General features: G+C 67.4%; 21 protein-coding genes. 4 read left to right on the forward strand and 17 right to left on the reverse strand.

Going from position 1 to position 22062, the window contains the following annotated elements; all coding sequences use genetic code 11:
- Positions 1 to 32: 32 nt before the first annotated feature.
- The 4 genes from ACM9NP_RS17755 to ACM9NP_RS17770 all read right to left on the reverse strand — a co-directional run bounded on the left by ACM9NP_RS17755 (position 33) and on the right by ACM9NP_RS17770 (position 2613).
- Positions 33 to 947: a Ppx/GppA phosphatase family protein gene (locus tag ACM9NP_RS17755; protein ID WP_415647844.1), complete on the reverse strand. Its 915-nt coding sequence runs from the start codon at positions 945 to 947 to the stop codon at positions 33 to 35.
- A complete protein-coding gene (locus ACM9NP_RS17760) occupies positions 944 to 1441 on the reverse strand; it encodes a DUF501 domain-containing protein (RefSeq protein WP_415647845.1) in 498 nt (165 codons plus the stop codon). The genes ACM9NP_RS17755 and ACM9NP_RS17760 overlap by 4 nt, the downstream gene beginning before the upstream one ends.
- The gene (locus tag ACM9NP_RS17765; RefSeq protein ID WP_415647884.1) at positions 1438 to 1806 is read right to left on the reverse strand and encodes an FtsB family cell division protein; all 369 of its coding nucleotides are present in this window, start codon (positions 1804 to 1806) and stop codon (positions 1438 to 1440) included. Before ACM9NP_RS17765 ends, ACM9NP_RS17760 begins: the two co-directional genes overlap by 4 nt.
- Before the next feature lie 201 nt (positions 1807 to 2007).
- Positions 2008 to 2613 carry a superoxide dismutase gene (locus ACM9NP_RS17770; protein WP_415647846.1) on the reverse strand — a complete coding sequence of 202 codons (606 nt, stop codon included), beginning with the start codon at positions 2611 to 2613 and terminating at the stop codon, positions 2008 to 2010.
- A gap of 174 nt (positions 2614 to 2787) precedes the next feature.
- Here ACM9NP_RS17770 and ACM9NP_RS17775 point away from each other — a divergent pair, with 174 nt between their 5' ends.
- The gene (locus ACM9NP_RS17775) at positions 2788 to 3204 is read left to right on the forward strand and encodes a hypothetical protein (protein ID WP_415647847.1); all 417 of its coding nucleotides are present in this window, start codon (positions 2788 to 2790) and stop codon (positions 3202 to 3204) included.
- 195 nt (positions 3205 to 3399) lie between these two features.
- On the opposite strand, the gene ACM9NP_RS17780 is transcribed toward ACM9NP_RS17775, so the two are convergent.
- From ACM9NP_RS17780 to ectA, 10 genes are all read right to left on the reverse strand, one after another.
- A complete protein-coding gene (locus tag ACM9NP_RS17780; protein WP_415647885.1) occupies positions 3400 to 3786 on the reverse strand; it encodes a GNAT family N-acetyltransferase in 387 nt (128 codons plus the stop codon).
- 60 nt (positions 3787 to 3846) lie between these two features.
- Positions 3847 to 4206 carry a DUF6086 family protein gene (locus tag ACM9NP_RS17785; protein WP_415647848.1) on the reverse strand — a complete coding sequence of 120 codons (360 nt, stop codon included), beginning with the start codon at positions 4204 to 4206 and terminating at the stop codon, positions 3847 to 3849.
- An 89-nt stretch (positions 4207 to 4295) separates the two neighbouring features.
- Positions 4296 to 5609 carry a M14 family zinc carboxypeptidase gene (locus tag ACM9NP_RS17790; protein WP_415647849.1) on the reverse strand — a complete coding sequence of 438 codons (1314 nt, stop codon included), beginning with the start codon at positions 5607 to 5609 and terminating at the stop codon, positions 4296 to 4298.
- A gap of 364 nt (positions 5610 to 5973) precedes the next feature.
- On the reverse strand, positions 5974 to 7251 hold the full coding sequence (gene eno / locus ACM9NP_RS17795) for a phosphopyruvate hydratase (RefSeq protein ID WP_415647850.1): 1278 nt from the start codon (positions 7249 to 7251) through the stop codon (positions 5974 to 5976).
- A 300-nt stretch (positions 7252 to 7551) separates the two neighbouring features.
- A complete protein-coding gene (locus tag ACM9NP_RS17800) occupies positions 7552 to 9165 on the reverse strand; it encodes a DUF885 domain-containing protein (protein WP_415647851.1) in 1614 nt (537 codons plus the stop codon).
- Positions 9166 to 9389: 224 nt separating this feature from the next.
- Entirely contained in the window at positions 9390 to 10304 is a 915-nt protein-coding gene (locus tag ACM9NP_RS17805; protein WP_415647852.1) for a class I SAM-dependent methyltransferase, read from the reverse strand.
- A 557-nt stretch (positions 10305 to 10861) separates the two neighbouring features.
- Complete coding sequence (thpD, locus tag ACM9NP_RS17810; RefSeq protein ID WP_415647853.1) at positions 10862 to 11755, reverse strand: ectoine hydroxylase; 894 nt, start codon at positions 11753 to 11755, stop codon at positions 10862 to 10864.
- Positions 11752 to 12171, reverse strand: coding sequence for an ectoine synthase (locus ACM9NP_RS17815; protein ID WP_415647854.1), 420 nt, complete (start codon positions 12169 to 12171; stop codon positions 11752 to 11754). The genes thpD and ACM9NP_RS17815 overlap by 4 nt, the downstream gene beginning before the upstream one ends.
- The gene (gene ectB / locus ACM9NP_RS17820; protein ID WP_415647855.1) at positions 12168 to 13427 is read right to left on the reverse strand and encodes a diaminobutyrate--2-oxoglutarate transaminase; all 1260 of its coding nucleotides are present in this window, start codon (positions 13425 to 13427) and stop codon (positions 12168 to 12170) included. Before ectB ends, ACM9NP_RS17815 begins: the two co-directional genes overlap by 4 nt.
- 96 nt (positions 13428 to 13523) lie before the next feature.
- Complete coding sequence (gene ectA, locus ACM9NP_RS17825) at positions 13524 to 14057, reverse strand: diaminobutyrate acetyltransferase (RefSeq protein ID WP_415647856.1); 534 nt, start codon at positions 14055 to 14057, stop codon at positions 13524 to 13526.
- A gap of 286 nt (positions 14058 to 14343) precedes the next feature.
- On the opposite strand from ectA, the gene ACM9NP_RS17830 reads away from it, so the two are divergent.
- The 3 genes from ACM9NP_RS17830 to ACM9NP_RS17840 are packed head-to-tail and all read left to right on the forward strand — an operon-like array spanning position 14344 to position 16209.
- Positions 14344 to 14895 carry an HD domain-containing protein gene (locus ACM9NP_RS17830; RefSeq protein ID WP_415647886.1) on the forward strand — a complete coding sequence of 184 codons (552 nt, stop codon included), beginning with the start codon at positions 14344 to 14346 and terminating at the stop codon, positions 14893 to 14895.
- A gap of 40 nt (positions 14896 to 14935) precedes the next feature.
- Positions 14936 to 15538, forward strand: a complete 603-nt coding sequence (locus ACM9NP_RS17835; protein WP_415647887.1) for a TetR/AcrR family transcriptional regulator — start codon at positions 14936 to 14938, stop codon at positions 15536 to 15538.
- On the forward strand, positions 15535 to 16209 hold the full coding sequence (locus ACM9NP_RS17840) for a YqeB family protein (protein ID WP_415647857.1): 675 nt from the start codon (positions 15535 to 15537) through the stop codon (positions 16207 to 16209). The genes ACM9NP_RS17835 and ACM9NP_RS17840 overlap by 4 nt, the downstream gene beginning before the upstream one ends.
- Before the next feature lie 323 nt (positions 16210 to 16532).
- On the opposite strand, the gene ACM9NP_RS17845 is transcribed toward ACM9NP_RS17840, so the two are convergent.
- From ACM9NP_RS17845 to mfd, 3 genes are all read right to left on the reverse strand, one after another.
- Positions 16533 to 17513 (reverse strand): nucleoside triphosphate pyrophosphohydrolase, encoded by a 981-nt coding sequence (locus ACM9NP_RS17845; RefSeq protein WP_415647858.1) that lies wholly within the window; start codon positions 17511 to 17513, stop codon positions 16533 to 16535.
- A gap of 5 nt (positions 17514 to 17518) precedes the next feature.
- Positions 17519 to 18184, reverse strand: coding sequence for a hypothetical protein (locus tag ACM9NP_RS17850; RefSeq protein WP_415647859.1), 666 nt, complete (start codon positions 18182 to 18184; stop codon positions 17519 to 17521).
- Positions 18185 to 18276: 92 nt separating this feature from the next.
- The gene (gene mfd / locus ACM9NP_RS17855; protein ID WP_415647860.1) at positions 18277 to 21906 is read right to left on the reverse strand and encodes a transcription-repair coupling factor; all 3630 of its coding nucleotides are present in this window, start codon (positions 21904 to 21906) and stop codon (positions 18277 to 18279) included.
- Positions 21907 to 22062 lie beyond the last annotated feature (156 nt).

Below are 22062 nucleotides of genomic sequence, written 5' to 3' on the forward strand. Positions count from 1 at the left end.
GCTGGGGGTAGACCGGGTGGCCCCTTGGGGAATCAGGCGATGCTCGCCGCGATGCCGTCGAGGATGTCGTGTTCGCTCGCGACCACCTCGTCGAAACCGCCCTGTTCCATGATGGTCCGCAGGACGAGTGCGCCCGCCGCGATGACGTCCGCGCGCCCCGGGTGCATGACGCCGTGCCGAAGGCGCAGCACTCGCGTCTCCGCCAACAGTTCCGAGGTGATCGCGTCGACGTCGGCGCGGCTGACCCGCGCGTGATGGATCCGGTCGGAGCGGTACTCGTCCAAGCCGAGGGCCAGCGCCGCGACCGTCGTGACGGAACCGGCGAGCCCGATCAGCGTCGTCGCCGACCGATCGGGGTCGACGGCCGCGTAGCCGTCGGCGACATGCGAGGCGATGTCCTCCTGCGCCGCCCGAATCTCCTCCACAGTGGGTGGATCGGAGCGCAGGTGGCGTTCCGTCATCCGAACACAGCCGATGTCGACGGAACGCGCCGCGTCCGCCGTGTCGAGACCGAGCACGAACTCCGTCGACCCGCCTCCGATGTCGACGACGAGCCGAGGCTCGGTCGCCGAGGGCAGGTCCGCTACGGCGCCACCGAAGGACAGTCGCGCCTCCTCGTCACCCGTGATGACTTCCGGTGTGACACCGAGGATTCCACGCACCATCGTTCGGAACTCGTCGGCGTTCTCGGCGTCCCGGCTCGCGCTCGTCGCGACCATCCGCACCGCCTTCGGCTGATGGGTCTCGATGAGCGCGGTGAAGTCGCGCAACGCGGCGGCGGTCCGCTCCAGCGCGGGCTCGCCGATCCGGCCCGTCTCGTCCAGACCTTCACCGAGACGCACGATCTCCATGATTCGCACCAGATCGCGCGGGCGTTCGCCACTGAGGTCGCTGATGAGAAGGCGGATCGAGTTGGTTCCGCAGTCGATGGCGGCGACGTTCGTCATGAGTCGTCCTCCACGCAGCACCCGTTGGCCCACCACTCGCCGATTTCTTCTCGCGCCCGGTCGCCGAACGGGTTGACGCCCGGACCCGCCGCGAGGCCGTGTGCGAGGTGAACGTGCAGGCACTTGACCCGAGTGGGCATGCCCCCGGCCGAGACGTCCGCGATCTCGGGCACGTCGCCGAGCTCGGCTCGGCGAGCCAGGTACGCCTCGTGGGCCGCCTGATAGCGCTTCGCCAGGTCGGGATCCGTCTCGAGTTCGGCCGTCATCTCCTTCATGACGCCTGACGCCTCCAGCGTGCCGATCGCGCCGGACGCTTTCGGGCACGTCAGGTAGTACATCGTCGGGAACGGCGTGCCGTCCTCCAGCCGAGGAAGGGTTTCGGTGACGGCGGGTTTGCCGCACGGGCAGCGGTACGCGATCGCGTGGACGCCGCGCGGGGGTCGGCCGAGTTGGCGCTTGATGGCGTCGCGGTCGGCGTCGGAGATCTCAGTCATTGTCCTATTTGGTCGGCTTCGTTGAAGGTGTCCCACAGGTCGTCGTACCAGGGGGCTGGGGGTGGCGGCTCCGGCTCGATCCCCGCGTCGGCGGCGGCGCCCTCGGGATCGTCGATGATGATGATCAACTCCGAACCCGGCTCCACCAGCAGCAGCCGGTCTCGTGCCTGCGTCTTGACGTACTCCGGGTCGTCCCAGCGCGCCCGCTCCGTCTCCAGCGCGTCGATGCGATCCGACTGCGCCTCCTGCGAATCGCGCAACGCGTCGATCTCGGCGCGCTGTTCGAGGTACGTCCGCACCGGATACGCGTAGGACAACGCCAGCGCCGACAGTACCAGCGCGATCACCGCCGTCCTGCCCGACATCCGCCACGGTGGGCGGAATCGGATACGGCGAATACGAGGACGCGACGGCGCCCGGCNCGACGTGCGNGCCNGGCNCCGCGGCGTTTGCGGCGGGCGCCCCCGGCCCTTGACGGGACGACGGGTGCGCGGCCCCTGTCCGCTTGGGCCTTTGCGTGCGGTCACCGGGCCATTGTGTCAAACCCGGATGAACCCGCGAGCGGGTTAGCTCGCGGCGCGCGCGGCGTCGAACCGAGCGGTCACGTCGCCCCAGTTGACCAAGTCCCACAGCTTCTGGACGTAGTCGGGCCGGACGTTGCGGTACTGCAGGTAGTACGCGTGCTCCCACGCGTCGAACGCCAGCAACGGCGTCGTTCCCTGACCGACGTTGCCGTGGTGGTCGTAGACCTGCTCGATCAGGAGACGCTTACCGAGCGGCTCCCACGACAGGACGCCCCAACCGGAGCCCTGGACGGCGGTCGTCGCCGTCGTCAGCTGACCCGAGAATGCCTCGTAGCTGCCGAAGAACTCGGTGAGGGCGGCCGCCAGCTCGCCCTCCGGACGTCCGCCGCCCTCCGGCGACAGGTTCTTCCAGAAGATCGAGTGGAGGACGTGCCCCGACAGGTTGAACGCCATCGTCTTCTCGAGACCGACGAGCGTCGAGAAGTCGCCCTTGTCCCGGGCCTCCGCGAGCTTGTCGAGAGTGTCGTTGGCGCCCTTGACATAGGCCGCGTGGTGCTTACTGTGGTGCAGCTCCAGAATGTCACCCGACATCGCCGGCTCCAGCGAACCGTAGTCGTACGTGAGATCGGGAAGCGAGTAGACGGCCATGTTGCTCCTTTGTTGACGGTTGCCGCGTCAGAATTCCCGTCCGATGCTATTGCACGCGTGATGCGGACGCGGCGGATGTGACGGATGAGTGTGATCACGTCGTCAACCAGGAATGATCCATGCCGGCCGCGACGTTGGCGGACCCGGTGGCACGGTATGGATACCGTCGTCGCCATGAGTGACCTGTTGGCCCGACTCGCCACCCTCCCCGGTGTCTACCGCGGCGCGGGCGACGGCCCGGAAAGCGGCCCCTTCCGTTCCCGCTGCGAAGTCCGCACGGCCGTCGACGGCCGTGTCGTACTGATCGACTATGAGGCGGTCGGCGCCGACGGCGTCCAGCACGTCGACCACTGCATGCTCGCCGAGGACGAACGCGCTCGCGGGGAACTGCACGTCGTGTCGGACGAACTGCCCGGCATCGTGCGTTTCACCGAGGCCGAGCCCGGTGTGTTCGTGGCCTTCGAGCCGATCAACGCGAAGATCGTGATCTCGCTGGACGCCTCCGGCGCGCTGACGTACGCGTGGTGGTGGTCCCGCGACGAGGGTCCCGCTCGGCCGCAGTCCCACACGACGATGCGCCGCACCGCCTGACTCTCGACCACCCCGGGCGGGACGATCGTCTCGCCCGGTTCGTCCATGTCCTCGAACCGGCAGCGCCGTGCGTCGACGACTCACCGGGCGCCTTGTCGACGACGATCGGCCAAGTGGACGTCCTGGTCTTCGGCCCGGTGGAACCATGGCCTCGGAACCTGACATCCGGTCGCGAGCGGCGTGGGCGGTGGAACGTCAAAGACGCAACAGCCCCGCCTTCGTCGCACCGAACCCACAGCGCCGGTAGAAGTCGTCCCACCGTGCCTCATAGTCGACGTGCAGCCATTCGCAGCCGCCGTCGCGCGCCTCCGCGATCGCCGAGGCGGCCAGCCGTCGTCCGATGCCGCGCCGTTGGTGGTCGGGATCGACGACGGTGTCGAGCAGGAAGCCGTGTGCACCGCCGTCCCAGCACACGTGCACGAAGCCGACGAGGCGATCACCGAGGAACGCGCCGATCCACGTGAGGCTGTGCCGCTCCAACCGTCGCGCCCACGGAATCGTCGTCGCCGTCGACCCGAACGCCTTCGCGTGCAGCGCCGACAGCTCGTCATCGTCCACGGGAAACCGTGGCCGGTACTCGATCTCAGTCACGCGGACAGCCTCCCACCGTCGACTCGCCTTGTCGTTCGCGAGTCGACCACCTCACAGACGGGGCATGGCGCGTCCGATTTCCGTTGACCTCGTGGGGAAACGTGCGATGACGGTTGCGACGGCATCATCCCCGATGCCGCCTCGTTCCATCATGACGCCGCTCGTGAGCACGAATCCCTCGATGAGGACGGTGTAGATCGGGTGCGCGATCGACTGCTCGTCCAGCAGAGTCCGGACGAAGCTCGGGAACGTGATCGGATCGAGCTCGTACATGTCGGAGGCGATGGCGACCAGCCCCGACGGAACCGCGCCGAAGCGGGACAACGTCTCGGCCGTATCGACGTACAGCCGTCCCACTCTGGATGACGGACTCCACACCGTCTCGTCGTGTACGTCGAAGACGAAACTCACGATTACCTCTCGATCCTGACTCCGGCCGGACTGCGATCCGTCATGGGAACGGCCCGGAACCGTGGGGTTCCGGGCCGGGGTGCGGGGTGCTAGAGCGTGTACGGCGCGGCGGCCGCCTGCGCCGCCGTCATCAGGGCGCCCTGGTTCTCAGGCCACAACAGATCGTCCACGCAGGAGTATGCCGGGAGGAAGCCGGTGCAGTCGCCCCACCAGCTGTTCTCGCCGATCTCGAACGTGAAGCTCGCGACGCCGAGTTCGCCGTAGGCCATGTCATCGGTGGTGCCCGATGTGGAGTAGCCGACGGTGTCCTCGTTGGTGCCGACGAAGTAGCCGTTCGACTCCGACATCGCGTCGCCGAGGGCGCGCAGCTCGGTGTCGTTCGGCGACGTGTCCTGTGTGTATCCCCAGGGGACGATGATGTAGTTGCCGTACGAGTGCAGCGAGATGAAGACGTCACGGGCGTCCGCCGGTGCCGGATCGGTGGCGCTTGTCCCGCGCTGGTCGGGGTGGATTCCGCGCAGCATGTTCTCGATCGCCTCGACCTCGGGTTCCGAGGCGGCGCTCGGGCCCTGGTAGGTCTCGGCGCACGGGCTGTTGGAGTCGTTGCCCCATTCGAACGAGGAGTTGCGGTTCAGGTCGACGCCGACGCAGCTGCCGTTGGAGTCGTTGGCGTTCTTGCGGTGCAGCTCCGGCGAGTTCCCACCCGAGGCGACGATGTCGACGCCGTCCGGGTTGGCGATCGGGACGACCCACATCTCGGTGGTGTCCATCAGCTCCGTGATGGCGGTGTCGGTGCCGTAGCCCGCGACGAGGCTGTCGATCCACTTCCACGCGATCTCGCCGGTGGCGACCTCGCGGGCGTGGATCTGGGCGATGACGGAGAAACGCGGCTTCGCGGAGTCGGGCGACAGTTCGCAGTCGCCGTCCTGCTTGGCGGTCAGGCAGATCGCCTTGATGTCGTGGCCGCCCCGGCCCTGCGTCTTCAACCAGGAATCGCCGATGTCGTAGACGGTGGCGAGGTCCGGGTTGTCGGCGGCGACCTGGTCGAGGTGCGCCTCGTGGGCGTCGACGGTGTGGTAGCCGCCGTAGTAGGTGTCCGCCGAGGTGGACATCTCGGGGACGGGCTTGTAAACGGTGTCGAGGAATGCCGGGTTCAGTCCTCGATCACGCAGGTCGGCGGCGACGGTCGTGTCGCCGACGACGACGGCGCTCTGTCCGTCGTAGTGCTCGATGTCGAAGCCGTCGTTCGTCAGGTCGGCGAACACGGCGGGGGACATGTCGACGCTCCACGTGGCGGGTGCGCCGTCATTGGTGGCGGGCTCCGCGCCCGCTTGCTGGCCGAGTGCCACCGTGACGAGCGCGGTGGCCGCGCCGACGGCGAGCAGCCTTCGGAAAGCTGTCATGTGTCGTCCTTTCGGTGAGGCGAGCTTTAACCCCACTTCGGTATTGAAGTATTGAGGATACTGAATACCTAGGCTGAATGGCATCGGATCGATGCCCGAACACATGTCACTTAGCGACGATTTAAGGCGGCAGATGCACCAATGTCGTCGAAGAGCCACCATAATGGAACAAATCGGATGAGTCGGTGGTCGCGTAGTTGGGGGCCGTCAAGGCCGCCGGAACGGATGCCGCTCGTACCCGGAATCGCCGAACCCCCTCAGGATTCTCGTGGCGGTCCGGATCGGGCGAACGGAGGGCAGAGCGAGGGNGGTGGTGGAGTTCGCACTCCACCACCGCCCGTGGCGACTTTCGTGGACGAGGGGGCTACCGGTACTTCGGGAACGCCCCGGCACCCGCGTAACGGGCCGCGTCGTCGAGTTCGTCCTCGATGCGCAGCAGCTGGTTGTACTTCGCGACGCGCTCGGAACGCGCGGGAGCGCCCGTCTTGATCTGGCCGCAACCGGTGGCGACCGCGAGGTCCGCGATCGTCGTGTCCTCGGTCTCGCCGGAACGGTGGCTCATCATGCAACGGAAACCGTTGCGGTGCGCGAGTTCCACGGCGTCCAGCGTCTCCGTGAGCGTGCCGATCTGGTTGACCTTGACGAGGAGGGCGTTCGCCGCCTGCATGTCGACGCCGCGACGCAGACGCTCCGGGTTGGTGACGAAGAGGTCGTCGCCGACGATCTGGATCTTGCCGCCGAGCTCCGCCGTCATCTCGACCCAGCCGTCCCAGTCGTTCTCCGACAACGGGTCCTCGATGGACACGATCGGGTGCTGGCCGATCATTTCGGCGTAGTAGGAGATCATGTCCTCGGCGGACTTCTTCTCACCCTCGAAGGTGTAGGTCCCGTCGGAGTGGAACTCCGTCGCCGCGACGTCCAGCGCGAAGACGATGTCGCGACCCGGCTGGAAGCCGGCCGCCTCGATCGCCGTCGTGATCAGCTCCAGGGCGTCGGCGTTGGCGCCCAGGCTCGGCGCGAAGCCGCCCTCGTCGCCCAAGCCCGTCGACAGGCCCTTCTTCTTCAGGACGGACTTCAGCGCGTGGTACGTCTCGGCGCCCCACCGCAGCGCCTCCGCGAACGTCGGCGCGCCGACCGGTGCGATCATGAACTCCTGAATGTCAACATTGGAGTCCGCGTGGGCGCCGCCGTTCAGGATGTTGAGCATCGGCACCGGCAGCACGTGCGCGTTCGGGCCGCCGATGTAGCGGAACAGGGGCAGGTCCGCGGATTCGGCGGCCGCCCGCGCCACCGCCAGGGACACGCCCAGCATGGCGTTCGCGCCGAGCGAGCTCTTGTCGGGCGTGCCGTCGATGTCGAGCAAGCGCTGATCGATGAGACGCTGCTCGCTCGCCTCCATCCCGACGAGCTCGTCGACGATCCGCTCGTTCACGTTGTCGATGGCGGTTTGCACGCCCTTGCCCAGGTACCGCGACGGGTCCTCGTCGCGCAACTCCAGCGCTTCGAACGCGCCCGTCGACGCTCCCGACGGGACGGCCGCCCGTGAGTGGCTGCCGTCTTCGAGCAGCACCTCCACCTCGATGGTCGGGTTGCCGCGAGAGTCAAGGATTTGACGGGCGGCGATGTTCTCGATGCTTGCCACTGTGCGCACTCCTTAGAGCGGTTGTCTCGGATCGCTGAAACGTAACGTGCGGCGTGACCTGCGCGGATCGATGGCCGGTGTCGGTGACCGGCCGACCGCGAGAAGAGCGCTGCGCTGCGCTCACCGACGACGCGTCGTCCGCCCGCGAGTCTAGAGGTCCGTCTTCGGAGGTGGACGGTGCGCGGCGCGCCGGTGTGCCGCGCGACAACGTACCGAGTGGTAGCCGGCTCGGGATGCCACTCGTGGTGGCCCGGGCGAGTCGCACGCGGGCCGCCACGAGGTCGTCAGGTGCCGGACGGGCTACCCTGCGTCGAGGCCGAGCAACCTCCGGATCGCCTTCGGTGTCGGATTGCCGAACGACAACATCGCGTCATGCCACTGCCTCGGACTCATTCCGGACGGGCGCTCCCGGCCGATCGCGGCGACCTCGGTGTAACCGACGAAGTACGTCGACAACTGCGTCGACGTCAGGAGCGCGCGGCGCCATTTCCCGGCGGCCTCGCCCTCCGCCTGGAAGCCGCGCCGGGTCATCAGATCCATCGCCTCCTGCTCGGCCATTCCTTCACAGTGGACACCGTGGTCCAGGAGGGCGTTGATGATCATCCGCAGCTGCATCTTCAGCTGGTGCATGCGCACCGCGTCACCACCGAAACCGGCGTCCGCCATGAACTCCTCGGCGTACACCGCCCAACCCTCCACAAAGGTGCCGCTGTAGTTGACGGCTCGGGCCCGGGTCGACCCGCGATACCGCCGCGAATGCGCGAGCTGCAGATAGTGCCCCGGCATCGCCTCGTGCACCGTCAGGTTCCGCAGCATGTGGTTGTTGTACTCGGCGAAGAACGACGCCGAACGCTCCGCGCTCCAATCCTCCGGCGTGGGCGAGATCGCGTAGTACGTCGGCACGGCCGCCGTCTCCAGGGTGCCGGGCGGATCGCAGTAGGCGACGGCGACGCCCCTCGCGTACTCCGGCATCGTGATGATCTCGAGGGGATCGTCGACGAGCGAGACGAGGTCGTGCTCCGCGACGAACGCGGTCGTCTCCTCCAAGGTCTGCCGCGCCAGCGGCACGATCGTATCGTTGTCGGGCCGCTCCTTCGCCAGTTCGTCCAGAGCCGCGACGATCGCCTCTCGCCCGCCGAGGCCCGTGATGGACCCGGCGAGCTCCGCCATCTCCTCGGTCACCTCGTCGAGACGCTTGCGCGCGTGGGCGACCACCTCCTCGGCCGACATCATGCTGCCGAGGCTGTACCAGAGTTTCGCCTGCCAGCGCTCCTTGCCGAGCCGAGGGTCGCGGCCGTCCGGCTGGGCGTCCATCGCGTCGGCGAACTCCGTCAACGCCGTCACCGCGGACGCGGCCGCGCCGGTGATCCGGCCGGTCAACGTCGACTCCAACGCGGCCAGCGCCGGTGACTGCGCCCGGACGAGTTCGGCGACGCCGCGGAACTGGGCGGCCGCCGTCTCGGCGTGAATGCGGGGCACATCCCGAAGCGTCGCGCGCGCCGACACCAGGGCGTCCGGGAGTGCCTCCAACCGCTGCGCGTACGCCTCGGCGCGCTCGTCGGCGGGCGTCACCGCCTTCGTCAGCAGTGCGTCGAGCAGGTGCCCCGGGTTGTGCATCAGGGGATCCCACTCCTGCTCGCGGCTGTCCGCCAATGTGAACAGTCGAGACTGAACCTCGTTCGTCAGGATCTCGTGATCGACGGCGTCCGCCGGATCCAGGGTGTCGGGGTCGACGTCGTCGAGCGCGTCGGCGGCCTCGCGCAGCATCGTCACGGTCTCGACGACGCCGGACTGGGACAGATTGGGAAGCCTCCCGTCGAAACGGTGGTCCCCGGCCCAGAGGGCGGCTTCCGGGTCGGATTCGAGAAGGGCGTCGACGATGCGCTCGGCGCGGTCGTGGAAGTCAGCTGCCATGCCCACAAGGGTAGTTGGGTCAGGACGAGGAAGCCTGAAGCCGACATCAGGCGGCTTCAGGCTGGCTTCAGCCGACCCGGGTAGCGTCAGCTGCGGGGATGACGGTCAACGACGAACCGGAGGAGGTGTTCAGTGATTCATTGAGCGGCAGTCGATGTGGTCACCGAGAAGCCGCGCCCGCTACGGTGTGGGGCCGCGTGGCGCTTTCATCCGTTCTGGACTCGTCATTGGCCGGACTTCGCCTCGTCGTCGAGTTGGAAATGCCAGATGACGATCGAGGGGACGTCGTTGGCGATCGCGGCGGCCTCCGGGCACCATCCTTGGATCTCCCAGGAGACATGCGTCGGTGGCGGGTCGGACAGCGGCTCGTCGAGTTGGGACCGCGATTCGCGAGGGCTCTTCGGTTCGGCGCAATGCCTGACCTGGAAGCCCATCGGCAGCGCCGCCGCAAGGTATGCGCTGAGGGGTCGATGGTGCTCGACGAGAATGCTCGGAGGTGCGCCGTCTTCGGCGTACCTCGCCAAGGTCGGGCGCACATAGGACAGCAGCTGGTGAGCGTCGGAGATGACGAGGTGTCCGCCGGGGCGCAGCACGCGGGCGAACTCGGCCATCACCGGCACGAGGTCGGGCACGTGCGCCAACGCCAACCCGCACACCACGATGTCCACGGAGTCGTCGGGCAAGGGGAGCGCCTCCAATCCGGCCACATGCAGATCGACGTCGGGCAGCCGCTTCCGTGCGACGGCGAGCATGTCCGGTGAGGCGTCCACGCCGATGACGCGGTGGCCCTTCTCGGCGAGATGGGCGGCGTATCGTCCGGTCCCGCACGCCGCATCCAGCACCGTACCCAGCGGTAGATCGTCGAGAATGGAGTGAATGAGGGGTTCTTCGAGATCGATCATCGTGTTCGGGCCGTCGTACGCGGGCGCCCACTGTTGATAGACGTCGTTGGTGCTGATGTCCCCCAGAGAGGCGTCGACACCCTCGTCGGCGTTGAGGGCGGGGTCGTCCAGCAACTGTCGGATCTCATCGATGCGACGTTCGACGAACGCTCGGTCCGCCGTTCCCTCCCGCATGCCCCGCAGCAGCGCGGCCCCTTGCAGTCCAAGTAGGTAACCGAGGCCACGCAGATGTGTCATGGCGATGACGGTATTAACCATCGTTCTGTTCGTCCATTGAATATCAATCATGGAGAGGAAGCGTCCACTATGTTTATTATCGAGCCTGAAATGTCGAGAAGCGTTGGTACGCGCCGTATCACGGCCCGGTAGCCACCGAGGGGCCGGCATTCCGGCGAACGCCGACTGTCGGAGGTCGTCGTACAGATCCGACGGATTCTCGTCGTGGCCGACACCTCAGGCGGGTACCGCGTGGACCGGGAGCGCTTCGCTCGTCGACGTCGCGATCCGGGCACGGCGGAAGCCCCCAAGGACGGTGCGATGCACCGGGCCCTGAGGGCTTCCGATCGGAGAAACCTGGCTTTAAGGCCGCTATACAGGGCGTTCGACTTCTGGAGCACCGCGACGGCGACGGCCGATCAGTTTCACTGGCGTTCTCTACTTCCGTTCGGAGCGCCCTATTCTCGCTTCACCGGCGTGCCCTATTTCCGCTTCACCGGCGTTCTCTACTTTCGCTTCACTGGCGTGCCCTATTTCCGCTTCACTGGCGTTCTCTACTTTCGCTTCACTGGCGTGCCCTATTTCCGCTTCACTGGCGTGAAGTCACGCGTGCCGATGAAGTCGGGGCGGGGACGAGGTGCTGAGAACGGCTCCACGCAGGTGTTCTCGACGCTGTTGTAGACGACGAAGACGTTGGAGCGTGGGAAGGGCGTGATGTTCCCGTTCGATCCGTGCATGCAGTTGCAGTCGAACATCGTCGCCGAGCCCGCCGGGCCGGTGAACAGTTCGATGCCGTACTTCTCGGCGAGGACGGACAGGCTCGTCTCGTCCGGTGTGCCGACCTCCTGCTCCTTCAACGACTCGCGGTAGTGATCGTCGGGCGTCTCACCCACACAGGACACGAAGGTCTTGTGGGAGCCCGGCATGATCATCAACCCACCGTTGTAGGCGTGGTTGTCGGTCAGCGCGAGGGACAGGCTGACCGCCCGCATGCGAGGCATCCCATCCTCGGCGTGCCAGGTCTCGAAGTCGGAGTGCCAGTAGAAGGGGTTGCCCTTGAAACCGGGCTTGTAGTTGACGCGGCTCTGGTGAATGTACACATCGGAGCCGAGGATCTGGCGAGCGCGGCCGGCGAGTCGATCGTCCGACAGCAGGGCGCCGAACGCCTCGGAGATCTTGTGGACCTCGAAGATGGACCGGATCTCGTCCGAGTTCTTCTCCCGGACGACGCGCTCGTCGCCGTTGAGGGCCGGATCAACGAGGAGCCGGTTCAGCTCGGCTTGGTACACCGTGAGCTCTTCGGGGCTGACGAGTTGGTCGATCGTCAGGAAGCCGTTGTCGCCGTAGCTGTCGAGTGTGTCGGCGTCGATCGGCCCGTCGGTGGCGGTGCCGTACACGGTCGGGTCGTCGGTGCGGTACAGCATGACGGGTTCCCGGCCGGTGCGGGTGGGATAGATGTCGCGAATGGTCATTGATCATCCTCCTCTGTCAACAGCGGATAGACGCCGTTGTCGTCGTGCACCTCGCGACCGGTCACCGGGGGGTTGAACACGCAGACGGTGCGCACGTCGGTGAACGCGCGCAGGGTGTGCTGCTCGTGACCGTTCAGGAGGTACATGGTTCCGGGGGCGAGCGCGTGCTTCGCCCCGTTGGTGTGGTCGACGAGTTCTCCTTCGCCTTCGATGACGTAGACCGCCTCGGTGTGGTTGGCGTACCACATGGACGTCTCCGTCCCAGCGAAGAGGACGGTGTCGTGCAGCGAGAAACCGACTTTGTCTCCCGCGAGCAGCAGGCGCCGCGAACGCCAGGTGCCTTCGGCGACGTCTCGGTCGTGGCCGAGGACGTCTCGATCGGTGCCGATGATGTCGGCGAGTCTGCGAACGATCATGCGAGCTCCTTCACTGTGTCGCGGGTGGATTCGGCGAGGATTCGCAGCCCGTTGTGGAGCTGTTCGTCGTCGATGGTCAGTGCCGGAAGCAGTTTGACGACTTCGTCCTGCGGTCCGGCCGTCTCGAGGAGCAGGCCGCGCTCGAAGGCGGTCGAGCAGATTGCCGGGGCGTACTTCGGGTTGTCGAAGGCGAGGGCCTGCGCGAGGCCAGAACCGCGCGTCGTCACGCCGACGTCCGCGTGTTCGGCCGCGATCGTGGTCAGGGTGTCGACGATGTGGTCGGCCTTCGCCGTCGTCGCGCGGGAGAACGCGTCGTCCTTCCAGTAGTGCCGGAGGGCGGCGCTGGCGGTGACGAAGGCGGGGTTGTAACCGCGGAAGGTGCCGTTGTGTTCGCCGGGCTCCCACACGTCGAGTTCGGGCCGCAGCAGGGTCACGGCCATCGGCAGCCCGTAACCGGACAGCGATTTCGACAGGCACACGATGTCCGGCGTGATCCCGGCGGCCTCGAAGCTGAAGAACGGACCTGTTCGGCCGCAACCCATCTGGATGTCGTCGACGATCAACAGGATGTCGTTCTCGGCGCACAACTGGGCGAGTGAGCGCAGCCATTGCGCGCGCGCCACGTTGATGCCGCCTTCTCCTTGGACGGTTTCGACGATGACGGCGGCCGGTTGGCCGACGCCGGAGCCGGAGTCTTCGAGGAGTCGGCGCATCCACAGCAGATCCGGCATTTGGCCGTCGAGGTACTGGTCGTACGGCAGGGTGACGGTGTGGCCGAGGGGGACGCCGGCGCCTTCGCGTTTCATCGCGTTGCCGGTGAGGGCGAGCGCGCCGAGGGTCATTCCGTGGAACGCGTTGGTGAAGCGGGCGATGAGTTCGCGGCCGGTGACCTTGCGGGCCAGCTTGATCGCGGCTTCGACGGCGTTCGTGCCGGCGGGGCCGGGGAACTGGACCTTGTAGTCGAAGCCTCGGGGGCGCAGGATCAGGTCGCGGAAGTCTTCGAGGAATTGGCGTTTGGCGACGGTGTGCATGTCCAGGGCGTGGACGATGTTGTCGCCGGTCAGGTATTCCACGAGGGCGTTCTTGATGACGGGGTTGTTGTGCCCGTAGTTCAGGGCACCCGCGCCGGCGAAAAAGTCTATATAGGACTTTCCGGCTTCGTCGTGGATGGTGCTACCGGTGGCCGTGGTGAAGACGGTCGGCCAGCCTCGGCAGTAGGAGCGGACGTGGGATTCGACTTCTTCAAATACCGTCATGGTCTTTCCGGGTGGGCCTACGGCTGCCGTTCCACGCGTCCGTTGGGGATCGACGCGCCCCTGGGCCGGCTCGGAACCCAGGTGTGGAACGGGTTTTCAGGTGTGGTCGTGGAGCGGGCCGATCCGAAAGAGGATCTCTGGCTCGTGACCGTCCCCAAGGGCCCGTTCGCTGAACAGCTCGTCGCGCCTCATGGGGCAGTCGTTCGCGTCGGCGAACGACTCGAACAGGCGCGTCGACGGGATGTTGTCGGGCGTCACGGTCGCCTCGACGAACCGGGGGTTCGCGCCGTCTCGAGCCACGACGTGGTCGAGCATGCGGCGAGCGAGCCCGCGTCTTCGGTGGGAGTCGGCCACGGCGATCTGCCAGACGAAGAAGGTGTCGGGCGAGTCCGGGCGGCGGTATCCCGTGAGGAATCCGGCGTAGTCGCCTCCGTCGGTGACGATGACACTGGTGTCGGCGAAGTCTCGGCACCACAGCAGATAGCTGTAGCGGGAGTTGACGTCGAGCGTCCCGGACGCGGAGGCGAGCGTCCACATGCCATTGCCGTCGGATATCGAGGGCGGCCTGAGGTCCAGATTCGTCTCTCGGCTTGCCTGGGTGACTGATGCACTTGTGTCGCCGGGGGGCATGGATACCAAAGTAGCGGATACGATCCGCTCCGGATTTTGGACTGATTTGGGGGTATATATCCGGACAAACACCACCAAAATCGCTACGTCAATTGTCGACAATATTCGCGTTGACAAGAAACCGGCCGACAATTCCGGCCTTCTCCGTCGCGATCGCCACGACTCTTTCAGGCGTCATCGCCGGTTCGTGGGGCGTTATCCTCCATCGACGGCGCACATTCGGGACGGACGGAAGGCGAATGACGTGACGGCGGATGCGAACGGGGCCGCGGGATTCCTCTTCGAGATGGGAGTGCTGAAACGCGCTCGGCGGACCGGCTGGTGGGTGGCCGGGATACGCGATCCCGAGAGCATCGGCGAACACTCGTTCCGCGCCGCGATCGTGGGGACGGTCATCGCCGCGATGGAGGGCGCCGACGCGGCCAGGGTCTCGCTGCTGTGCACGCTGCACGACAGCCAGGAGACCAGGGTCGGCGACATCCCCCATATCGGACGCTCCTATGTGACCGCGGTCGAGAACCTCGACGTCACCGTCGATCAGGTCGCCGCGTGTCCGCCGGCCGTGTCGGACGTCATCACCGCCGCGGTAGCCGAGTACGAGGCCCGCGCGACGCCCGAGGCGATCTGTGCTCGCGACGCCGACAAGTTGGAATGCCTGATCCAGGCCGTGGAGTATCGGACGCAGGGTGTGGTGACGGTCCAACCGTGGATCGACTCGTCCTATGACGCGCTGGTGACGGACTCCGCTCGCGCGCTGGCGGACGCCGTTCTCGACGGTGACCCTTTGGCCTGGCAGAACGTCCGCGCGCGCCGTGTCGACGAGTCGTCCGACAGTTAATTGATTGACCAGTCAGTTAATCTGCTAGCCTCGTCACGTGATGGCACGCCCCGTTGACGAAGCCCGCGCCGCCCGGCGACGCGAGGAGATCACCCTCGCCGCCGCGGAACTATTCGCGCGCAAGGGTTATGAGGGCACCACCGCCGCCGACATCGCGCGTGCCGCAGGCATCAGTGCCGGAAGCGTCTTCTACTACTTCGCGGACAAACGTGCCGTGTTCCGATCGGTCTTCGAGCGGGACCTACCCCTGTCCCGGAAACTCGTCGAGCGCTGCCACGCCGAGTCCGACCCGCTCTCCGGGCTCCTGGTCATGGTCGATGAGCTGGTCGAACCGGCGATGGACTCGTCGGCGTCCGGCATTCTGGTCGAGCTGTTGCGCCAGGTCGGAAACGACCCGTTGTTGATGCGGGCGATCACCGAGAACGCCGCGATCATCCAGCATGGACTGGCGGAGCTGATCGAGCGCGCGATCGCGGTCGGCGTGGTGGACGCGACCCTCGACCCGCTCCCGGCCGCCGCCTGGATACAGTCCATCATCGACGGTGCGTTCCTCAACGCCGGACCCGACTTCGACCCGCGATCGCCGCTGCGTCGCACCGTCCTCGGATTCCTCACCCCGCCAACGAAAGAGAGCACTCGATGACCACCCCCGTCACGGTCCGGATGTGGTCGGGATGGCCCTACCTGCTCGTCGCGGTTCCCACGATCGTGTGCGCCGGGCTGGCCTTCACGATTCGCCCCATAGTGAACTGGATCGTCGGCCTCATCGGGTCAGCGCCAGGCCCGCTGCGCCTCGCCGCCGAGCTTCCGACCGTCTGGGCTGTACCGGTGCTCGCCGGCGTCGGTTTCCTTATCGGTCTGTGGCTCGCGCAGCAGGCGCTTGAGGACAGCCTCGTGCTCACCGTCGCCCACGATCACGTCAGCCTGATCCACGAGGGAGAGGAGAAGTACGTTCCCCGCGAACGCGTCGCTCAGGCCTTCCGGGACGGCAAGGACCTCGTCCTACTCGACGCGGAATCCGCGCCGATCGCCCGTCACAACGCGAGCGACCTCGACGCTGCCGCCGTCTCGGACGCGTTCCGGCAATTCGGATACCCGTGGATCGACGGGGGCGACCCGAACGAGGCCGCCTACCGCAAGTGGGTCGAGGGCCACCCCGATCTGCCCGAGGACCTCGACAAACTCATGCTCGCCCGTCGCCGCGCACTCGCCGACGGCAAAGCCGGCGAGGCCGCCGCCATCACCGACCGACTCAACGACCACGGCGTCATCCTGCGAGACCGCGACGGCGCTCAGCAATACCGCCGCCGTTGAGGACTCGACGTGTTGGCGCCGGGTCGAGCGAGTACGCCGTGCCCCGAGCGTCGGAGCAAACGGCGACAGCTCTTGTGATGGTCGTGGTCGCCGGAATGCGCATGGCCACAACACTTCGCCGCTGATCCAAGCGCGTCGTCGGCATGCCACCCGACAGTTCCGCCACGCCTTTCATCCCGTGAGCCCGACCCGGTGGGCGCGACCGAAGGTCCGACGAATATCCACACAGGATTTCTGGAAGCCTTGTGCCTCAAGAGATTCGCCAGTGGAGCCGCGAATGAGATTCGGGAGTGGTTGTGACGTTGGGGGAGTGGGCCCGACGTTCAGGGGCGGTTCTTGTCCTCTATGGCGCGTGCGGCGGCCGCGTGGCGTTCGGCGGCGGCTCGGAGTGCGAGCTCCGGGTCCAGACCGGCGTCGGACGCCTCTGCCACGAGCGCGAGCAGCGCCTCTCCCAGGGCTTCCGGTGAGGCGACCGCGTCGGTCGTGGAGGCGGTCGTCGCCGACGGCGCTTCGATCTCGACCCCGGCGCGTTTGATCCGCGACAGGTACTTGCCCGCGAGAGCCAGCGCCGGGAGGGCGCGCGGCACGCCGTCCGTGGCGTATCGACGTTCCGTCTTCTCGGCGCGCTTCTGCCTGTCCCACAGGCGGTACGCGTCCCGATCGCCGAGTTCCTCCCCGGCGAAGACGTGCGGGTGTCGCCGCACCAGCTTCTCGACGACGTCGCCCGCGACCTCGTCGACGCCGAAACCGTCCTGCGCCTCGGCGGCGATCCGCGCGTGCAGCAGCGGTTGGATCAGCAGGTCGCCGAGCTCCTCACGCAGGCTGACGGCGTCACCGGTGTCGATCGCGTCGAGGGTCTCGTAGGTTTCCTCGAGCAGGTATGGCGCGAGGGACCGATGGGTCTGCTCGCCGTCCCACGGGCAGCCACCGGGGGAGCGGAGTCGGTCGATGACCGCCACGAGGTCCAACAACTTGGCGCCCGGCGGATCCCATGAGCCGACGAGTTGCTCCAATGTGAACGCGGTCGGGTCCGTCGACATGCGGCGCGCGAGCTCCTCGGCCAACGCGTCGTCACCGTCGGGGGACGCGATCCACACCCCACCGGCATCGGTGAGGGTGGATGCGGCGTCGGTCGTCCCGGCGATCGTGATGTCGACTCCGAATGCCGCGAGCGCCGTCGTTTGGTCGCTGTTCGCCGCTGCGGCGACGACCGGCGCGGAACGCAGGACGTCCCACGCGTGCGCGGTCAGGAGCCCGGCCGGGAGGCGAGGCGAGGTGACGAGCCAGGTGACGACGACCGACATGGTGCCTACTGTGGAATCGGAGCGGTGATGATCGGGTTGTTCTGCTGGTCGGCGTAGATGACGACCGAGGTCTCGCCGAACCGGGGGTTCACCGATACGTCGTAGTCGGTGAAGTAGTCGAGCACCTGGTGCCGCTGCCCCGTGAGCTCGCGGCCCGTCTCGCTCTCCAGGTCGGCGACGATGCCCGCGCGGATCTCCGGCGTCACCTTGCCGCCGATGGCGTCGGCGACGTTCGCGGACATCGCGTCGACGTCGTGCTCCGTCGGATCGACCGGGTCGGCCTTGGCGACCAGCAGCGGACGGTAGGCCTCCTTCTCGGCGAGCAGACGGATGACCGGGTTGTCCTTCGGGAGCCGGTTCATCTGCGACAGCTGCTCCAGCAGCTGGCCCTCCTTGTCCCGGTCGGGGGTGGCCCCCGTGTCCTCGGCGATCCGCTTGCCGACCTCGACGACGACGAGCGCCTCGACGATCGCGGCGCGCAGGTCGCCGACACCGGTGAGGTTCTCGCTGTCGAGGCTGTCGACCAGTTGGCTCACTTCGGATTCGGCGATACGGGTGTCACCGACGAAGATCGCGGCCCCCTGTTCGACCCGGCACGCCGTCGTCGACGCCACGACGGCCAGACTCAGGACGGCGGCGGCGATGGCGCGGCGCGGAAGTCGCGGTTTCACGAGTAGCTCCTTCGAGTTCGTTCACGGGCCAAACACGGCCGCAGGACACATTAGCGGTACGCGCGGGCCGCTCCCGGCCCGCCATCGTCGAGTCAGCGAGTCGCGGCCGCCTCGGCCGTTACCGTCCTAATCAGATCAGCGCACCACTGCAGCAGCGCCAGCCCCTCCATCGGCTGCCCGCCGACTCGCGCCGTCTGCGGCCGTGGCACCGAGATCAGCGACGCGGCGTTCTTGTAGACCGCGTCCGGGTGGTATCGCTTCAGCCGCAGTTGCTTCGAATCGGGGAGGATGATCGGTGAGAACCGCACGTGCCGACCTTGCAGCGACACGTCGGCGAGCCCGTGTTCGCGGGCCATCAGCCGGAACCGCGCGACGAAGACGAGGTTCTCGACGGGCTCCGGCGGTTCGCCGTACCGGTCGATCATCTCCGCGCGCACCTCGTCCAGCTGCTCCTCACCGCGCACCTCGGCGAGCTTGCGGTACATCTCCAACCGCAGCCGTTCAACCTCGATGTAGTCGTAGGGAATGTGGGCGTCGATCGGCAGGTCGATCTTGACCTCGGGCAGGATCTCCTCTTTGTCGCCCTTGAACGCGCGGACCGCGTCGCCGACCATCCGCACGTACAGGTCGAAACCGACGCCCGCGATGTGTCCGGACTGTTCGCCGCCGAGCAGGTTCCCGGCGCCCCGGATCTCCAGGTCCTTCATCGCGACGTACATGCCCGCGCCGAGCTCGGTGTGCTGCGCGATCGTGGCGAGACGTTCGTGAGCCTGCTCCGTCAGCGGTTTCTCCGGCGGGTACATGAAGTAGGCGTACGCGCGTTCGCGTCCACGCCCGACCCGGCCCCGGATCTGGTGCAGCTGAGACAGACCCAGCATGTCGGCCCGCTCCACGATGAGCGTGTTCGCGTTGGGGATGTCGATCCCGGACTCGATGATCGTCGTCGACACCAGGACGTCGAACTCACGGTCCCAGAAGCCCTGCATGATCTGTTCCAGCCGGGTCTCGCTCATTTTGCCGTGCGCGGTGACGACGCGAGCCTCGGGCACGATCTCGCGGAGGCGTCGAGCCGCCTTCTCGATCGATTCGACCCGGTTGTGCAGGTAGAACACCTGGCCGTCGCGCAGCAGCTCGCGCCGGATCGCGGCGCCGACCTGCTTGTCCTCGTACGCGCCGACGAAGGTGAGCACCGGGTGGCGCTCCTCCGGCGGCGTCGCGATCGTCGACATCTCCCGGATTCCGGTGACCGCCATCTCCAGGGTGCGCGGGATCGGCGTCGCGGACATCGCCAGCACGTCCACATGAGCGCGCAGCGATTTCAGGCGTTCCTTGTGTTCGACACCGAAACGCTGCTCTTCATCGACGATGACGAGCCCGAGGTCCTTGAAGCGGGTCTCCGCCTGTAGCAGGCGATGCGTGCCGACGACGATGTCGACGTCTCCCGCCGCGAGCCCGGCCTGAATGTCGGCGGCCTCCTTCGCGGTCTGGAACCGGGACAGCTGCCGGATGCGGACGGGGAACTGGCCCATCCGGTCGGTGAACGTGTTGTAGTGCTGGCTGGCCAGCAACGTGGTCGGGACGAGCACGGCCACCTGCTTGCCGTCGGCGACGGACTTGAAAGCCGCTCGCACCGCGATCTCGGTCTTGCCGTATCCGACGTCGCCGCAGATGAGCCGGTCCATCGGGATCGACCGCTCCATGTCCCGTTTGACCTCGTCGATCGCCGAGGCCTGGTCCGGCGTCTCGTGGTACGGGAACGCGTCCTCCAACTCCCGTTGCCAGGGCGTGTCCGGCCCGAACGCGTGCCCCTCGGTGGCCTGACGCGCGGCGTACAGCTTGATCAGTTCGGCGGCGATCTCGCGGACGGCCTTGCGGGCGCGGGTCTTCGCCTTCTGCCAGTCCGTTCCACCGAGCTTGTGGACGGTCGGCATCTCACCGCCGACATAGCGCGTCAGCTGGTCGAGCGAGTCCGTCGGCATGAACAGGCGGTCGCCGGGCTGCCCGCGTTTGCTCGCCGCGTACTCGATGACGAGGTACTCGCGTTCGGCCCCGTTGACGGTGCGGCGCACCAGTTCCACGTACTTGCCGACGCCGTGTTGTTCGTGGACGACGAAGTCCCCTGTGCGCAGTTCCAGCGGGTCGACGCCACCGCGTCGCCGCGACGGCATCCGCCGCATGTCCCTCGTGGTCGAACCCTTGCCGCCGGAGATGTCGTCCCCGGTGAGGATCGCGAGCTTGGCGCTCTCGTCGACGAGGCCGCCGCTGAGCGCCCCCGTGGTGACGGTGACGGTTCCCGGTGTCAGGTCGCTGACCGAATCGGACAGACTCGCGCCGATCCCGGCGTCCCGCAGTTGTTCGACGGCGCGGGCGGCCGGGCCGGACGCGGCGAACACCAGGCACACGCGCCAACCCGCCGTAGTCCACTGTGTGATGTCATCGGCCACGGTGGACGCGTTGCCGTGGTACAGGTTCGCGGCCGTCGCGCCGACCGTGATGACGGTCGAATCGTCGGTCACGTCGCCCATGTCAGCGGCCTCGCCGGTGATCGCGGCCAGTTCGTCGGCGGTGGACCGCAGTCGTTGCGTCTCTGCGTCCGTCTGCGCGAACGGCCCGATCGTCCACCACGCGCAGTCGCGGCGGAGCGCCGTCTCCCGGACCTCGCCGAGGTTGCGGAACGCGGCGGCCCCCAGGTCGATCGGCGCGGAGCCACCCGTCGCGGCGGCCGCCCAGCTCGCCTGCAGGAACTCCTCGCTCGTGGCGACGAGGTCGTGCGCGCGGGCGCGGATCCGCTCCGGGTCGCACGCGACGACGACCGTGCCCGGCGGCATCGTCTCGACGAGCAACTCCAGCTGATCCCCGCCGAGCAGGGCGGGCGTCAACGACTCCATGCCCTCGACGGGAATGCCCTCCGAGATCGGCGTGCACATCTCGGCCAGTCCGGGGTGGCGTTCGGCGAGCTCGGCGGCGCGTTCGCGCACCGTCGGCGTCAGAAGCAGCTCACGGCAGGGTGGGGCGGAGACGAACTTGACCTCGGCCGAGCCGTCGCCGTCGAGGGATCGCTGGTCGGAGACCGCGAACTGGCGGATCGACTCGACGTCGTCACCGAAGAACTCGACCCGGAACGGGTGCTCCTCCGTCGGCGGGAACACGTCGAGGATGCCGCCGCGGACGGCGAACTCGCCGCGCTTCTCGACGAGGTCGACGCGGGTGTAGGCCAGATCGGAGAGTGCCCGGGCCACCTCCGTCAGATCCACGGTGTCGCCAATGTGGAGTTGAACGGGTACGAGGTCCCCGAGGCCCTTCAGCTGTGGTTGCAGCATGCTGCGGATCGGCGCGATGAGCACTCGGATCGGCGCGTCGCCGCCGTGCGCGAGTTGGTGCAGTACCGCCATCCGCCGCCCGACGGTGTCGCTGCGCGGCGACAGGCGCTCGTGCGGCAGCGTCTCCCACGCCGGGTAGAACGCCACGCCCGCTTCGGGAAGCAGGTCCGCCACGGCGGCGGCGAGCTCCTCGCCCTCACGGCTGGTCGCGGTCACCGCGAGCACGGTGCGGTCCTGCGCCGCGAGCCCGGCGATGACGAACGGACGGGCCGCGTTCGGCGCGGTCACGTCGACCGCCTCGCTGGGGGACGCGTCGGCGCCCAGCCGGGCGACGCTGGCCAGCCCCGGCTCGTCGAGGGACGCCCGGCGTAGCCCCGACAGATTGTTGACGGACGTAGTCATGGCAGCAAGCCACCCCAAACCAGACATACAGTACATAACGGACAAGCGACGACAGGGTCGTGCGCCGCCCAACGACTGTACTCCCGCCCTATGACAAGAAACCGGCGCGCCGACGCGGTTGCGGTCGGCGCGCCGGTCGGGCGCTGGCGGAACCGT

Source organism: Stackebrandtia soli, from assembly GCF_965137155.1.
Taxonomy (GTDB): Bacteria; Actinomycetota; Actinomycetes; order Mycobacteriales; family Micromonosporaceae; genus Stackebrandtia; species Stackebrandtia soli.

Excerpts from the sequence above, each read along its gene's own strand:
- ACM9NP_RS17755 (WP_415647844.1), bottom strand. The coding sequence starts at position 947 with ATGACGAACGTCGCCGCCATCGACTGCGGAACCAACTCGATCCGCCTT.
- ACM9NP_RS17760 (WP_415647845.1), bottom strand. The coding sequence starts at position 1,441 with ATGACTGAGATCTCCGACGCCGACCGCGACGCCATCAAGCGCCAACTC.
- ACM9NP_RS17765 (WP_415647884.1), bottom strand. The coding sequence starts at position 1,806 with ATGTCGGGCAGGACGGCGGTGATCGCGCTGGTACTGTCGGCGCTGGCG.
- ACM9NP_RS17770 (WP_415647846.1), bottom strand. The coding sequence starts at position 2,613 with ATGGCCGTCTACTCGCTTCCCGATCTCACGTACGACTACGGTTCGCTG.
- ACM9NP_RS17775 (WP_415647847.1), top strand. The coding sequence starts at position 2,788 with ATGAGTGACCTGTTGGCCCGACTCGCCACCCTCCCCGGTGTCTACCGC.
- ACM9NP_RS17790 (WP_415647849.1), bottom strand. The coding sequence starts at position 5,609 with ATGACAGCTTTCCGAAGGCTGCTCGCCGTCGGCGCGGCCACCGCGCTC.
- ACM9NP_RS17800 (WP_415647851.1), bottom strand. The coding sequence starts at position 9,165 with ATGGCAGCTGACTTCCACGACCGCGCCGAGCGCATCGTCGACGCCCTT.
- ACM9NP_RS17805 (WP_415647852.1), bottom strand. The coding sequence starts at position 10,304 with ATGACACATCTGCGTGGCCTCGGTTACCTACTTGGACTGCAAGGGGCC.
- thpD (WP_415647853.1), bottom strand. The coding sequence starts at position 11,755 with ATGACCATTCGCGACATCTATCCCACCCGCACCGGCCGGGAACCCGTC.
- ACM9NP_RS17815 (WP_415647854.1), bottom strand. The coding sequence starts at position 12,171 with ATGATCGTTCGCAGACTCGCCGACATCATCGGCACCGATCGAGACGTC.
- ectB (WP_415647855.1), bottom strand. The coding sequence starts at position 13,427 with ATGACGGTATTTGAAGAAGTCGAATCCCACGTCCGCTCCTACTGCCGA.
- ectA (WP_415647856.1), bottom strand. The coding sequence starts at position 14,057 with ATGCCCCCCGGCGACACAAGTGCATCAGTCACCCAGGCAAGCCGAGAG.
- ACM9NP_RS17830 (WP_415647886.1), top strand. The coding sequence starts at position 14,344 with ATGGGAGTGCTGAAACGCGCTCGGCGGACCGGCTGGTGGGTGGCCGGG.
- ACM9NP_RS17835 (WP_415647887.1), top strand. The coding sequence starts at position 14,936 with ATGGCACGCCCCGTTGACGAAGCCCGCGCCGCCCGGCGACGCGAGGAG.
- ACM9NP_RS17840 (WP_415647857.1), top strand. The coding sequence starts at position 15,535 with ATGACCACCCCCGTCACGGTCCGGATGTGGTCGGGATGGCCCTACCTG.
- ACM9NP_RS17845 (WP_415647858.1), bottom strand. The coding sequence starts at position 17,513 with ATGTCGGTCGTCGTCACCTGGCTCGTCACCTCGCCTCGCCTCCCGGCC.
- mfd (WP_415647860.1), bottom strand. The coding sequence starts at position 21,906 with ATGACTACGTCCGTCAACAATCTGTCGGGGCTACGCCGGGCGTCCCTC.